This window comes from Enterobacter sp. 3U4, from assembly GCF_057224565.1.
On the sequence record NZ_CP136665.1, the window covers coordinates 1,111,903 to 1,125,894 of the forward strand.

Sequence of the window (13,992 nt, forward strand, 5' to 3'; positions counted from 1 at the left end):
AAGACACCGCCAAGGCAGCGAAGAAGCGGATTCGGTCTAAAGAGCCGCCCGTATGACAAATAATTACGTCCTGTCATCATCGCGGTCTTTTAATCCTGCGCAAGTGTGGAAGTGTATTTTTCTGAAGCATTGCCGTAATCGGTGATGCAACGCCAGGTGACGCTCGTCCCCTGAGCATTGTCAGGGAGAGGAATGTCAACGCGGGATTGAGGTGCAGCTATGTCGGCTTTCTCCACTTTGTGCGAGCCCAGCGCAAGTGAATCAAAGACGCTGTAGAATGCCTCCGCGTTGATGACCGTGAGCTGCTGACCATGACGAGCGAAGCGCAGGTTTTTGCAGGATTCAGATGGGGTACCACTCAGTCCGACAGGACGCCAGAACAGCTTCAGACGCGTTTTATAGATTAACCGTAGGACGTTTTTGTCATCCCCATCCGTAGCCGTGGCAGGAACGGTTCGAACGTTCATATAGAACAGTGACTCTTTATCCCCTGCTAAGGCTGTCCCATTCCAGGTAATGCGCAGGCTTTGCTCTTTTTGCGGATCGAGTCGAAATAGCGGTGGTGTCACGATAAATGGTCCGTGCGTTTTACCATCACCCGTATCCGTCCATGACTGTATTAACCAGGGAAGTTCTTTATCATTGTTTTGTAAGGGCAGGGCAACTTCCTTTTTCGCGGCATCGTAGATTATGCGTGTGCGACCTATTTGAACGCCTGCTGCGTGACAAAAGGTGCTCGCAATGACAGGAATACATAATAAGACCAGGAGTGAAATGCGCATGGTGAAACCTTCAATAAAGGACGTTGAGGGGGAATGATAATAGTCCGAATCCGGATTCGGACTATTATCAGAGCATGACTCCTTAAACGTCATGACGCCTAATATATATATATTCTGAATGTCAGTGATGCGTCTATTAACGATAAAGAATATTTACCGTCATATCAGCATCTGCAGGACCGGCGGTAACCGCAGTTGCAAATGATTTATAGCGGGCATTAAAATCAGCTTTAATCGTATCTGAGGATTTTGTTGCCAGCTCTATATAGACCTGCCCCTCAACGCCATCCATAGTGATGAATTGATCGTCTTTACCCGACGGGCTGACGGCAACGCCGATACCGGTGGCCGCAGTTTCACCCGTGGTGGTAATTTTACTGACGTCCAGCATCGTATTGCTACCGGTCAGGGTTGTTGGGCCGTTAAAGGTCAGCTGTACAGCCGGAAGCCCATCGCTTTTCAACGGGCAGTTCGCCAGCGTAATAGAGAACGGCATAAGTGCGGTTTCTGTCCCAACGGCAGTAAACAATGAAATAGGATAGGTACCCAGTGGGATAGTACTGTCCGCGCCATTGTCACCCTGAATCGTACAGCTTGATTCGATAATTTCACCCGTGAAGTGAATAGTACCGGCATTCATTTCTGCGGCGAAACCATTTATCGATAGCGTTGCGAGGGCTAAGCTCGCAAAAATTTTCTTCTTCAAATCCATCTTAAATGTTCCTTTAAGTAAAAAATATCTGGCATACGTTTTGCTTTCTTGCGGAAAGTAAATTATGTCGCGTGGAATTATAACATTTAAATTTCTTCTGGTAAGTGAGTTTTAGGATTAATGCTATATGGATTAATTTATTATTAGATTGCCTGCGGCAATGGATAAATATAATTCAATTACTCTGAATTATTGAATTCACATACTTATATCATCCCTGCAATATTAAGTGGTTAAAAGCGACGTCTATGTTAATTTTCATTCGGAATGTATTTAGCGTAAACGTCCTTTTAAACTGCGCTTAATTCATTTTGTAATTTGAAGCGCATCACAAAAGCTGGAATATATTTTTTCGGCTATTACGTGTTCTCTCTTCGCTCACCCAACGTGCGTAGTGTGGGATTAAACTGGATAAAAAGACCCGGTTATAGGGGTTTATCAGCCCATTGATCATAGGCGGTGCTGGCATGATACCCGTGACGTAATGGGCTGAGCATGCACTGTGGCAGAAGAGAACGACGACAAAACGGAAGCCCCCACACCCCACCGACTAGAAAAGGCGCGTGAGGAAGGGCAGATCCCCCGATCCCGAGAATTAACCTCCCTGCTGATCCTTATCGTAGGGGTGTGCATTATCTGGTGGGGCGGGGAGTCGCTCGCCCGCAAGCTGGCGGGAATGTTGTCCACCGGCTTACGTTTTGACCACAGCATGGTCAACGATCCGAATCTGATCCTCAGCCAGATTATTCAGCTTATCAAAGGGGCCATGGTCGCGCTGTTGCCCCTGATTACCGGGGTCGTGCTGGTCGCGCTGGTCTCCCCGGTGATGCTCGGCGGTCTGGTTTTTAGTGCCAAATCGCTGCAACCGAAATTTTCCAAACTGAACCCGCTGCCGGGTATTGCGAAAATGTTCTCTGCGCAGACCGGGGCCGAGCTGCTCAAAGCCGTTCTCAAATCGGTGCTGATGGGCAGTTCCGCAGGGTTTTACCTCTGGTACCACTGGCCGGAAATGATGCGTCTTATCAGCGAATCGCCGCTCACCGCGATGAGCAACGCGCTGAATCTGGTCGGGCTCTGCGCGCTGCTGGTGGTGCTTAGCATTATTCCGATGGTGGGGTTTGACGTGATTTTCCAGCTTTATACCCACTTCAAAAAGCTGCGCATGTCACGTCAGGATATCCGTGACGAATATAAGCAGATGGAAGGTGACCCGCACGTAAAAGGGCGTATCCGCCAGATGCAGCGTGCCGCCGCCCGTCGACGGATGATGGACGATGTGCCGAAGGCCGACGTCATTGTTACCAACCCGACGCACTATTCCGTTGCGCTGCGCTATGACGAAAACAAAATGAGCGCGCCGAAAGTCGTTGCGAAAGGGGCAGGGCTGATCGCACTGCGAATCAGGGAAATTGGCACTGAAAACCGCGTGCCGATCCTGGAAGCGCCTCCGCTGGCGCGTGCCCTGTATCGCCATGCGGATATTGGACAACAGATCCCGGGACAACTCTACGCCGCCGTGGCGGAAGTGCTGGCCTGGGTATGGCAGTTGAAGCGCTGGCGTCTGGCCGGCGGTCAACGGCCTGTTAAACCTGAGAACCTTCCGGTGCCTGCCGCGCTGGATTTTATGAACGAGAAGGACACTGATGGCTAATCTGGTGGCAATGTTGCGCCTGCCCGGCAACCTGAAATCGACCCAATGGCAGATCCTTGCCGGGCCGATTCTGATCCTGCTAATTCTGTCGATGATGGTACTGCCGCTCCCGGCGTTCATCCTCGATCTGCTTTTCACTTTCAATATTGCGCTGTCCATCATGGTGCTGCTGGTGGCGATGTTCACCCAGCGTACCCTGGAGTTCGCCGCGTTCCCGACCATCCTGCTGTTTACCACCTTGCTCCGACTGGCGCTGAACGTAGCGTCCACGCGTATCATCCTGATGGAAGGTCACACCGGGGCGGCAGCGGCGGGTAAAGTGGTGGAGGCGTTCGGCCACTTCCTGGTGGGCGGCAATTTCGCTATCGGCATCGTGGTGTTTGTTATCCTCGTTATCATCAACTTTATGGTTATCACCAAAGGTGCAGGGCGTATCGCGGAAGTGGGCGCGCGTTTTGTGCTGGACGGGATGCCGGGCAAGCAGATGGCGATCGACGCCGACCTGAACGCCGGTCTTATCGCCGAAGATGAAGCCAAAAAGCGCCGTTCGGAAGTGACGCAGGAGGCAGACTTCTACGGCTCTATGGATGGTGCGAGTAAGTTTGTCCGCGGTGACGCCATCGCGGGCATTCTGATCATGGTGATTAACGTGGTCGGCGGCCTGCTGGTGGGCGTGTTGCAGCACGGGATGGACATGGGCCACGCGGCGGAAAGCTATACGCTGCTGACCATTGGTGACGGTCTGGTCGCGCAGATCCCGGCGCTGGTTATCTCTACTGCGGCGGGTGTCATCGTGACCCGCGTGAGCACCGATCAGGACGTTGGCGAGCAGATGGTGGGCCAGCTGTTCAGTAACCCGCGCGTGATGCTGCTGGCCGCGGCGGTTCTCGGGTTGCTCGGTCTGGTGCCGGGTATGCCAAACCTCGTTTTCCTGCTGTTTACGGCAGGTCTGCTGGGGCTTGCCTGGTGGATGCGTGGCCGTGAAACCAAACCGGCAGCGGAACCTGTTCAGGTCAAAATGCCGGAGAATACCCAGGCCGTCGAAGCGACCTGGAACGACGTTCAGCTCGAAGATTCTCTGGGTATGGAAGTTGGATACCGCCTGATCCCGATGGTCGATTTCCAGCAGGATGGCGAGCTGCTTGGGCGTATCCGCAGTATCCGTAAAAAATTCGCGCAGGATATGGGCTTCCTGCCGCCGGTCGTTCACATCCGCGACAATATGGACCTGCCGCCCGCGCGCTATCGCATTCTGATGAAAGGCGTTGAAATTGGCAGCGGCGATGCCTATCCGGGCCGCTGGCTGGCGATTAACCCGGGCACCGCCGCAGGCACGCTGCCGGGCGAGCAAACCATCGATCCGGCCTTTGGCCTGGCCGCTATCTGGATTGAAAGCGCGCTGAAAGAGCAGGCGCAGATCCAGGGCTATACGGTTGTTGAAGCCAGTACCGTGGTGGCGACCCATCTTAATCACCTGATTGGGCAATTCTCGGCCGAGCTGTTTGGCCGTCAGGAAGCGCAGCAGCTGCTGGACCGCGTCACGCAGGAGATGCCGAAGCTGACGGAAGATCTGGTCCCGGGCGTGGTGACGCTGACCACGCTGCACAAGGTGCTGCAAAACCTGCTCGAAGAGAAGGTGCCGATTCGCGATATGCGCACCATTCTGGAAACGCTGGCAGAGCATGCGCCAATCCAGAGCGATCCGCACGAGCTGACGGCGGTGGTGCGCGTGGCGCTGGGTCGTGCGATCACCCAGCAGTGGTTCCCGGGAACCGGAGAAGTGCAGGTCATTGGCCTCGATACGCCGCTTGAGCGTCTGCTGCTGCAGGCCCTGCAGGGCGGGGGCGGCCTGGAGCCGGGGCTGGCGGACCGTCTGCTGGCGCAAACGCAGGAGGCGCTGGCGCGTCAGGAGATGCTGGGCGCACCGCCGGTGCTGCTGGTGAACCACGCGCTGCGTCCACTGCTGTCGCGCTTCCTGCGCCGCAGCCTGAACCAGCTGGTCGTGCTGTCGAATCTGGAGCTGTCGGATAACCGCCATATCCGCATGACGGCGACGATTGGAGGAAAATAATGCGTAAATGGCTATGGATTTTGCTCTTCCCGCTGGTGGCGCAGGCAGCCGGCGAAGGCACCTGGCAGGCAAGCAGCATGGGCGTAACGCTCAGCAACCGGGGCGTGGCGATGTCCTCTAACCCGCTGGCGCCTTCTGACGCGGTATCCGGCCTGATGGGCCTTGTGGTCTGGAACTACCGGCTGATTGGCCCAACGCCTGCCGGGCTGCGGGTGCGCCTCTGTTCTCAGACGCGCTGCACGGAAATCGATGGAGAAAGCGGTACGACGCAGGCATTCAACGGCGTGCCGGCAATCGAACCTTTGCGTTTTATCTGGGAAGTGCCGGGCGGGGGACGTTTGATCCCGGCGCTGAAAGTGCAGAGTAATTCCGTCATCGTGAACTATCGCTAAATCCCGCCTGACCTGCAGCCATCAGCATTTCTGATGGCTGTCTCGCAAAATTCGACCTCTCATTTTGAACTAAAAGAAACGCCGTTTTATAAAACGGTGACACGCGTAATGATACTCTTTGCATTTTTGCCAGCCAGACCCTATTGGTGGCAGAAATAGAAAGGTATCACCAGGACGATACTTCTACTGTAGCCGTGTAAAAACTCCCGGAACAGGTTTGCTGACAGGGAGTCTCCCAAACGTGACCAGGGGTGACGGCAATGAAAACACGCAAAATTGGATTGGCAAACTACCTTGCTTATGGGGCAGGCGATTTTCTTGGGGCGGGAACCACCGCCCTTACGGCGGCCTGGCTTTTATATTTTTATACGACGTTCTGCGGGCTCACACCGATAGAAGCAACGTTCATCTTCGCCGCCGCCAGGGTGCTGGATGCTGTTGTCAGCCCGCTTATGGGCTTTCTGACGGATAATTTCGGTACGACGTGGCTCGGTAAGCGCTTTGGCCGCCGTAAGTTTTTCATTCTGCTCGGCATTCCCTGCGTATTCAGCTATTCCTTGATGTGGGTCGGGGACATGAGTTTTTGGTATTACCTGCTTACGTATCTGGTATTCGATATCGTCTACACCATGATCCTGGTTCCCTATGAAACGCTGGTGCCGGAGATGACGGACGATTTCAAACAGAAAACCAAATTTTCGGGCGCGCGTATCTCAATGGCGCAGATGTCCGCCATTCTGGCCTCATTCCTGCCGGGGATCCTCCTCACGCAGTTCGGTAAAGACAACGCGATTTCCTTCTTTTACGCCAGTCTGGTCTTTTCCGTCCTGTGCGCGCTGATGCTGACTTTTGTCTGGTTCTTCACCTGGGAGCGCCCGCGTGAAGAGTGGTCCGAAGCGGCCCTGCGCGCGGAAGCAGAGAAGAAAACCCTCACGCTCGGGCAGAGCCTGAACCGTCTGTTCGTGGAGCTAAGCTCGACGCTGCGAGTAAGGATTTTCCGTCAGCATCTGGGCATGTACCTGGGCGGCTATATCGCCCAGGACGTCTTTAATGCCGTGTTTACCTACTACGTGGTCTTTGTACTGATGCAGGAAGCGTCAATGGCTTCAAACCTGCTGGGCACGATGGCCATCTTCCAGTTCCTCGCCGTGATCGGCATGATCCCGCTGTGCATTCGCTTTGGACCTGCGCCGTCTTACCGCATGGTGGTGGTGCTGTTCGGCCTGGCTTCTCTCTCTTACGCCATGCTCTATTACGCGGGACTGAGTGACGTCTACGCTCTGCTGCTGCTTGTCTCAGCGGTGGCGGGCCTGGGTCGAGGCGGTATCAACTATGTGCCGTGGAACACCTATACCTACATTGCTGATGTGGACGAAGCGATCACCGGGCAGCGTCGCGAGGGCATCTTCGCCGGCATCATGACCCTCACCCGTAAAGCGTCTCAGGCCGGTGCGGTGATGCTGGTGGGCATCGTGATGCAGATGTCCGGCTTTGTCAGCGGTCAGAAAGTGCAGCCTGCGGGAGTGAGCCACACCATTCTGATGATCCTGAGCATCGGAACCCTTCTGGTGCTGTTCTGCGGCTTCCTTGTCTCCCTGCGCTTCAGGCTCAATCTGCAAACCCACAGCACGCTGCGCGAAGAGACCGCGAAAATGCGCGAGTCCGGCTATGCGATGCCTGAAGCGGCAACCCCGCAAGCCCGTGCCACCGTGGAAATGCTGGCCGGTATGCCGTTCGAATCCCTTTGGGGCAACAACAACATCGGTTACCTGAACCGCAATAAGTCAGCAGCCCTTTCGCTGAAGGATCGCGCTGTACTTAATTCGTCATATCATGGAGGTTAAGATCATGAAAGTTTGGCCTGTCAAACATAGCCCGCTACTGCGCCAGCCTGAGCGCTTTATTGCCAGGGATGAGCTGAAATCGCTGATTCAAAAAGTGACGCACAGTCTGGTCAATATCCACGACAAGACGGGGGAGTTTTTACTGCGGCTGGACGACGGACGCGCGATCGATACCAAAGGCTGGGCCGGGTGGGAATGGACGCACGGCGTCGGTTTGTACGGTATTTGGCAGTATTACAGCCAGACCGGCGACGAGGGGATGCGCGACATTATCGACCGCTGGTTTGCTGACCGTTTTGCGGAAGGGGCAACCACCAAAAACGTGAATACCATGTCACCGTTCCTGACCCTCGCGTATCGCTACGACGAAACCAGAAACCCGGCCTGGCTGCCATGGCTGGAAAGCTGGGCGGAGTGGGCGATGAACGACATGCCGCGTACCGACCACGGCGGCATGCAGCATATCACTCTGGCGGAAGAGAATCATCAGCAGATGTGGGATGACACGCTGATGATGACGGTGCTGCCGCTGGCGAAAATCGGCAAGCTGCTCAACAAACCTGACTACGTAGAAGAAGCTATTTATCAGTTCCTGCTGCATGTGCAAAACCTGATGGATCGGGAAACCGGCTTGTGGTTCCACGGCTGGAATTATGAAGGTAAACATAATTTTGCGCAGGCCCGCTGGGCCCGCGGCAACAGCTGGCTCACCATCGTGATCCCGGACTTCCTCGAAATGGTGGATCTGCCGGAAAACAATGCCGTACGTCGCTACCTGGTGCAGGTGCTGAATGCTCAGATTGCCGCGCTGGCGAAATGCCAGGACGATAGCGGCCTGTGGCATACGCTGCTCGACGATCCTCACTCCTATCTGGAGGCGTCAGCCACGGCAGGTTTTGCCTACGGGATCCTGAAAGCGGTGCGTAAGCGTTACGTTGGTGCAGAATATGCTGACGTTGCTGAGAAAGCGATTCGCGGTATCGTGAAAAATATCTCACCGGATGGAGAGCTGCTGCAAACGTCGTTCGGTACGGGGATGGGAAGCAATCTTGAGTTTTATCGCCAGATCCCGCTGACGTCGATGCCGTATGGACAGGCAATGGCGATTCTGTGCCTAACGGAATATTTACGGAAATATTTTTGATAATAAAAAACCCGGCGAGTGCCGGGTTTCATTTTTTACATACGCTCTACGGTTTCGATACCCAGGGTATCCAGACCCAGCTTCAGGGTCTTCGCCGTGAGCTGCGCCAGCTTCAGGCGGCTGTTGCGGACCGATTCATTCTCCGCAGAGAGAATAGGGCAGTGCTCGTAGAAGCCGGAGAACAGACCCGCAAGATCGTACAGATAAGCACACATCACGTGCGGAGTGCCGTCACGGGCGACAACCGTCAGCGTCTCTTCGAACTGCAGCAGGCGCGCCGCCAGCTGCGCTTCACGGTCTTCCGTGATGGTCACGGTGGCATTCGCCAGCGCGCTTTCGTCGATATTGGCTTTACGGAAGACCGACAACACGCGGGTGTAGGCGTACTGCATGTAAGGCGCCGTGTTGCCTTCAAACGCCAGCATGTTATCCCAGTCGAAGATATAGTCAGTGGTACGGTTCTTGGAAAGATCCGCGTATTTCACTGCACCGATACCCACGGCGTTGGCCAGTTTTTCCAGCTCATCTGCAGGCATGTCCGGGTTCTTCTCTGCCACCAGACGGCGGGCGCGTTCCAGCGCTTCGTCCAGCAGATCGGACAGCTTCACGGTACCGCCCGCACGGGTTTTGAAAGGCTTGCCGTCTTTACCCAGCATCATGCCGAACATGTGGTGCTCCAGCGGAACGCAGTCTGGCACGTAGCCGGCTTTACGCACGATCGTCCACGCCTGCATCAGGTGCTGGTGCTGACGGGAGTCGATGTAGTAAAGCACGCGGTCGGCGTGCAGCGTTTCGTAACGGTATTTCGCGCAGGCGATATCGGTCGTGGTGTAAAGGTAGCCGCCATCCTTTTTCTGGATGATCACGCCCATCGGTTCGCCTTCCTTGTTTTTGTACTCATCAAGGAATACCACCGTCGCGCCTTCGCTCTCAACCGCCAGGTTTTTCGCTTTCAGGTCGGCCACAATGCCCGGCAGCATTGGGTTGTACAGGCTTTCGCCCATCACATCGTCACGGGTCAGGGTGACGTTCAGACGGTTATAGGTGAGCTGGTTCTGAGACATGGTGATGTCAACCAGCTTGCGCCACATCTCGAGGAAGTATTGATCGCCGCCCTGCAGTTTTACCACGTAGCTGCGCGCGCGCTCGGCAAAGGCTTCGTCTTCGTCGTAGTGTTTTTTGGCTTCGCGGTAGAACCCTTCCAGGTCCGCCAGCGCCATTTCACCCGCGTTTTCCTGCTGCTGTTTTTCCAGGTAGGCAATCAGCATGCCGAACTGGGTACCCCAGTCGCCCACGTGGTTCGCGCGGATCACCTTGTGACCGAGGAACTCGAGCGTGCGCACCGCGGCATCACCGATGATGGTGGAGCGCAGGTGGCCAACGTGCATCTCTTTCGCCACGTTCGGAGCGGAGTAGTCGATCACGACGGTCTGCGCTTCCGGCTGGGAAACACCCAGACGGTCAGATTTCAGCGCCGCGTCAACGTGGCTTGCCAGGAAAGCAGGCTCAAGGAAGATGTTGATAAAGCCCGGGCCGGCAATTTCGGTTTTGCTGGCAATGCCGGAAAGATCCAGATGCGTCAGTACCTGCTCAGCGAGCTGTCGCGGCGGCATGCCCAGTTTTTTAGCCACTGCCATCACGCCATTAGCCTGATAGTCGCCAAACTGTACTTTTGCTGACTGACGAACCTGCGGTTCGCAATCCGCAGGCGCGCCTGCGGCAATCAGTGCCTGACTGACTTTTTCGGAGAGAAGAGCCTGAATATTCACCTGGATACCTTACTTTTTTGATGCGGGCTCACAACCACCCGCGCCAGTTAGAGAATTTAGGGCGGGAGTATACTGCAAATGCCTTCTGGCGTCAGCATTGCGGGGCCTGAAGATTGCTCAGAATCCAGGCGGTGAAGGTATGCATAATCATGCAGTCGCAAAAAGCCGGATTCTGCGGTTGGTCAAAACGGGGCAACAGAGTAAATTAGCGGCTTTGCGACATGAAAAGAGAGTGACTTATGGCGAACTGGCAATCCATTGACGAACTGCATGATATTTCCGCAGATTTACCGCGCTTCACCCAGGCGTTCACAGAACTTGCCACCCGTCTTGGTCTGGATATCGCGCCGCTTGAGGCCGATCACATCTCTTTGCGCTGTCACCAGAATGCCACCGCCGAGCGCTGGCGTCTCGGGTTCGAACGGTGCGGCGAGTTGCTCTCCGAGAACATCATTAATGGTCGCCCGATTTGCCTGTTTAAATTGCATGAGCCTGTGAACGTGGCGCACTGGCAATTCACCGTGGTTGAACTGCCGTGGCCGGGTGAGAAACGCTATCCGCATGAAGGCTGGGAACATATCGAGATTGTCCTGCCGGGTGAGCCTGAAACGTTGAACGCGCGCGCGCTTGCCCTGTTAGCGGACGAAGGCTTAAGCCAGCCGGGAATTTTTGTGAAGACCAGCTCTCCCAAAGGCGAGCGCGAGCGGTTACCTAACCCGACGCTGGCCGTCACTGACGGAAAGGTCACGGTGAAGTTTCATCCGTGGACCATTGAGCAGATCGTTGCCAGTGAAGCGTAAGAGATGTGAGTTCACGCCGGGACTGAAAATGGACGGCGTGGCATGATGGTTCGTTTAGTGGGATTTCAGGAGGATTAAATGGCGCTGCTGGAGATTTGTTGTTACAGCGTGGAGTGTGCCGTGACCGCGCAAAAGCACGGGGCTGACCGCATTGAACTGTGCGCGGCACCCAAAGAGGGCGGGCTGACGCCGTCCTACGGCGTATTGAAGTCTGCCCGTCAGGCCGTAACTATTCCCGTTCACCCGATTATCCGTCCACGCGGCGGTGATTTTTGTTACACGGCGGGCGAGTTCAGTGCCATGCTTGATGATATCGCGCTCGTTCGGGACCTGGGGTTTCCAGGGCTGGTAACCGGCCTTCTGGATGAAGACGGCAATATCGATATACCGCGCATGCGTCAGATAATGAGCGCCGCACAGGGGCTGGCCGTTACTTTTCATCGCGCATTTGATATGTGCAAAGATCCGCTTCAGGCCTTTGAAACGCTTGGAGAACTTGGCGTGGCGCGCATTCTGACATCGGGTCAGCAGGCGTCAGCTGAAAAAGGACTGCAATTAATTACGGAACTAAAAGCACATTCCGGTGTTCCAATAATAATGGCGGGTGCGGGAGTCCGCGCCAGCAATCTGGAACGGTTTTTAAACGCCGGGGTAGAAGAGCTGCACAGCTCCGCGGGTAAATGGATACCTTCACCCATGCGTTATCGCAATACAGGATTGTCAATGTCGACGGATGCTGAAGCGGATGAGTATTCACGCTACGGCGTAGAGGGAGAGTCGGTTGCGGAAATGAAGTCGCTGATTGAGCGCCATCACGTGTAGCAACGTACCGATTTTTACCGCGCATCATGTCGCCCAATATGATGCTTGCTTGTACCAGGCCCCTGCAATTTCAACAGGGGCCTTTTTTTCTCCTTCATATTTCAAGCCGCAGCCGCGTTGGCCGCCTCGCTCACCCCGGTCACTTACTGATGTAAGCTCCCGGGGATTCGCTGCGTTGCCGCCTTGCTGCAACTTGAACTATTTTGGAGAAAACGTGCGACGTGTAGGCCGGGTAAGGCGTAGCCGCCACCCGGCTAAAGGGCTACGGCTTGGTCGCAATCAACACCGCACGCATCGGGGCCGGATAGCCTTCGATGGTTTTGCTGTGGTCGGCCGGGTCGAGGAACTGCTCCAGCGATTCGGTGATCATCCAGTCGGTGCGGCGCTGTTCTTCGACAGAGGTCACGCTGACATCGGCAATCCGCACATCCACAAACCCGCACTTCTCCAGCCAGTTCTTCAGCGCCAGCGCGGAAGGAATAAAGTAAACGTTGCGCATCTGCGCGTAACGATCGCCCGGCACCAGAACGGCATGTTCATCACCTTCAATCACCAGCGTTTCCAGCACCAGCTCGCCGCCGCTGACCAGCTGATCCTTCAATTGCCACAGGTGTTCAAGCGGAGAACGACGGTGATACAGCACGCCCATGGAGAACACGGTATCAAACGCTTTCAGGGCAGGGAGTTGTTCGATGCCCAACGGCAGCAGGTGCGCGCGCTGGTCGTTACCCAGCAGCTTGCGAACCGCTTCAAACTGGCACAGGAACAGCTGCATCGGGTCAATACCGACCGCCAGATGCGCGCCCGCGCCAATCATGCGCCACATGTGGTAACCGCTGCCGCAGCCCACGTCCAGAATGGTGCGTCCGGTCAGGTCGGAAAGGTGGGGCAGAACGCGATCCCATTTCCAGTCCGAGCGCCATTCGGTATTGATGTTCACGCCGTAAAGTGAAAACGGCCCTTTGCGCCACGGCATCAGGTTCCGCATCAGCGTTTCGATGCGGTTGATCTGCCCGGCCGGAAGCGGTTCTTCACTCTCAGCGGTGACGCTGTGGAGCAGGTCGAGGCGATGCGGGGTCAGTTCCGGCAAAAATTCCACCGCATTTGACCACTGCTTTAACAGGCCGTGCTGCTGGTCCCGCTGCCAGGCGGCAATCTGCGCGGGCAAGGTTTCCAGCCAGTGGGAGAGCTGGTTTTTGGCAATCAGCTGATAGAAGTTACTGAATTCGATCATGCGGATTCTCCCGCTTTCAGCGCCACCAGAGAGCCAAAGTTAAAGCACTGGAACCACAGTTCGCTGTGCTCAAAGCCGGCTTTGCTCAGACGCGCTTTATGGGTTTCTACGGAATCCGTCAGCATCACGTTTTCGAGCATGCTGCGCTTCTGGCTGATCTCCAGCTCGCTGTAGCCGTTCGCCCGTTTGAAATCGTGGTGCATATTGAACAGCAGTTCGCCAACCTCGGCATCTTCGAAGCTGAATTTCTCAGAGAGCACCAGCGCGCCGCCGGGATTCAGCCCCTGATAAATTTTGTCCAGCAGCAGCTGGCGGTCTTCCGGCACCAGGAACTGCAGCGTGAAATTCAGCACTACCATCGAGGCGTTATTGATCTCAATCTCGCGGATATCACCTTCCACCACGTCCACTGGCACAGGGGCCTTGTAGGCGTCAATATGGCGACGGCAGCGTTCAACCATGGCCGGGGAGTTATCGACGGCGATGATTCGGCAGCCTTCGTGGTGAACATTACGACGAACAGATAGCGTTGCCGCGCCGAGCGAGCAGCCCAGGTCATAGACCTGCGTGCCGGGTTGAACGAAGCGCTCAGCCAGCATGCCGATCATAGAGATAATATTGGAATAACCGGGAACAGAGCGCTGGATCATATCCGGGAAGACTTCGGCTACCCGTTCATCGAAGGTCCAGTCGCCCAGGCTGGCGATAGGCGCGGAAAAAAGCGTGTCGCGATCTGACATAACGTAAAAATCCGGGAAAAATAAAGTGGCG

General features: G+C 55.5%; 12 protein-coding genes. 7 read left to right on the forward strand and 5 right to left on the reverse strand.

Annotation, left to right across the window (positions count from 1 at the left end; all coding sequences use genetic code 11):
• Positions 1–89: 89 nt before the first annotated feature.
• Complete coding sequence (locus RVY89_RS05245) at positions 90–782, reverse strand: fimbrial biogenesis chaperone (protein WP_484827108.1); 693 nt, start codon at positions 780–782, stop codon at positions 90–92.
• 136 nt (positions 783–918) lie between these two features.
• Positions 919–1,494 (reverse strand): fimbrial protein, encoded by a 576-nt coding sequence (locus RVY89_RS05250; protein WP_484827109.1) that lies wholly within the window; start codon positions 1,492–1,494, stop codon positions 919–921.
• Positions 1,495–1,996: 502 nt separating this feature from the next.
• Between RVY89_RS05250 and flhB the strand changes: the two genes are divergently transcribed.
• The 5 genes from flhB to bglB all read left to right on the forward strand — a co-directional run bounded on the left by flhB (position 1,997) and on the right by bglB (position 8,596).
• Complete coding sequence (gene flhB / locus RVY89_RS05255) at positions 1,997–3,145, forward strand: flagellar biosynthesis protein FlhB (protein ID WP_033145863.1); 1,149 nt, start codon at positions 1,997–1,999, stop codon at positions 3,143–3,145.
• Positions 3,138–5,216 (forward strand): flagellar biosynthesis protein FlhA, encoded by a 2,079-nt coding sequence (gene flhA, locus RVY89_RS05260; protein WP_484827110.1) that lies wholly within the window; start codon positions 3,138–3,140, stop codon positions 5,214–5,216. The genes flhB and flhA overlap by 8 nt, the downstream gene beginning before the upstream one ends.
• Positions 5,216–5,608: a flagellar protein FlhE gene (gene flhE / locus RVY89_RS05265; protein ID WP_429052027.1), complete on the forward strand. Its 393-nt coding sequence runs from the start codon at positions 5,216–5,218 to the stop codon at positions 5,606–5,608. Before flhA ends, flhE begins: the two co-directional genes overlap by 1 nt.
• Before the next feature lie 260 nt (positions 5,609–5,868).
• The gene (locus tag RVY89_RS05270) at positions 5,869–7,452 is read left to right on the forward strand and encodes an MFS transporter (protein WP_484827111.1); all 1,584 of its coding nucleotides are present in this window, start codon (positions 5,869–5,871) and stop codon (positions 7,450–7,452) included.
• Positions 7,453–7,456: 4 nt separating this feature from the next.
• Positions 7,457–8,596 (forward strand): beta-galactosidase BglB, encoded by a 1,140-nt coding sequence (gene bglB / locus RVY89_RS05275; protein WP_484827112.1) that lies wholly within the window; start codon positions 7,457–7,459, stop codon positions 8,594–8,596.
• Positions 8,597–8,631: 35 nt separating this feature from the next.
• On the opposite strand, the gene argS is transcribed toward bglB, so the two are convergent.
• Positions 8,632–10,365 carry an arginine--tRNA ligase gene (gene argS, locus RVY89_RS05280; protein ID WP_484827113.1) on the reverse strand — a complete coding sequence of 578 codons (1,734 nt, stop codon included), beginning with the start codon at positions 10,363–10,365 and terminating at the stop codon, positions 8,632–8,634.
• Positions 10,366–10,604: 239 nt separating this feature from the next.
• On the opposite strand from argS, the gene RVY89_RS05285 reads away from it, so the two are divergent.
• Together RVY89_RS05285 and cutC are read left to right on the forward strand one after the other, a co-directional pair.
• The gene (locus tag RVY89_RS05285; protein WP_484827114.1) at positions 10,605–11,165 is read left to right on the forward strand and encodes a VOC family protein; all 561 of its coding nucleotides are present in this window, start codon (positions 10,605–10,607) and stop codon (positions 11,163–11,165) included.
• 78 nt (positions 11,166–11,243) lie between these two features.
• Positions 11,244–11,987 (forward strand): copper homeostasis protein CutC, encoded by a 744-nt coding sequence (cutC, locus tag RVY89_RS05290; protein WP_045355966.1) that lies wholly within the window; start codon positions 11,244–11,246, stop codon positions 11,985–11,987.
• Between the two features lie 262 nt (positions 11,988–12,249).
• Here the strand turns inward: cutC and cmoB are convergent, their stop codons facing one another.
• Positions 12,250–13,221 carry a tRNA 5-methoxyuridine(34)/uridine 5-oxyacetic acid(34) synthase CmoB gene (gene cmoB / locus RVY89_RS05295; RefSeq protein ID WP_484827115.1) on the reverse strand — a complete coding sequence of 324 codons (972 nt, stop codon included), beginning with the start codon at positions 13,219–13,221 and terminating at the stop codon, positions 12,250–12,252.
• Positions 13,218–13,961 (reverse strand): carboxy-S-adenosyl-L-methionine synthase CmoA, encoded by a 744-nt coding sequence (gene cmoA / locus RVY89_RS05300; protein WP_029741772.1) that lies wholly within the window; start codon positions 13,959–13,961, stop codon positions 13,218–13,220. The genes cmoB and cmoA overlap by 4 nt, the downstream gene beginning before the upstream one ends.
• Positions 13,962–13,992 lie beyond the last annotated feature (31 nt).

Bases quoted from the DNA above. Each gene is read 5' to 3' on its own strand.
- RVY89_RS05245 (WP_484827108.1), bottom strand. From the start codon at position 782: ATGCGCATTTCACTCCTGGTCTTATTATGTATTCCTGTCATTGCGAGC.
- cmoB (WP_484827115.1), bottom strand. From the start codon at position 13,221: ATGATCGAATTCAGTAACTTCTATCAGCTGATTGCCAAAAACCAGCTC.
- cmoA (WP_029741772.1), bottom strand. From the start codon at position 13,961: ATGTCAGATCGCGACACGCTTTTTTCCGCGCCTATCGCCAGCCTGGGC.
- bglB (WP_484827112.1), top strand. From the start codon at position 7,457: ATGAAAGTTTGGCCTGTCAAACATAGCCCGCTACTGCGCCAGCCTGAG.
- flhE (WP_429052027.1), top strand. From the start codon at position 5,216: ATGCGTAAATGGCTATGGATTTTGCTCTTCCCGCTGGTGGCGCAGGCA.
- RVY89_RS05285 (WP_484827114.1), top strand. From the start codon at position 10,605: ATGGCGAACTGGCAATCCATTGACGAACTGCATGATATTTCCGCAGAT.
- flhA (WP_484827110.1), top strand. From the start codon at position 3,138: ATGGCTAATCTGGTGGCAATGTTGCGCCTGCCCGGCAACCTGAAATCG.
- RVY89_RS05250 (WP_484827109.1), bottom strand. From the start codon at position 1,494: ATGGATTTGAAGAAGAAAATTTTTGCGAGCTTAGCCCTCGCAACGCTA.
- cutC (WP_045355966.1), top strand. From the start codon at position 11,244: ATGGCGCTGCTGGAGATTTGTTGTTACAGCGTGGAGTGTGCCGTGACC.
- RVY89_RS05270 (WP_484827111.1), top strand. From the start codon at position 5,869: ATGAAAACACGCAAAATTGGATTGGCAAACTACCTTGCTTATGGGGCA.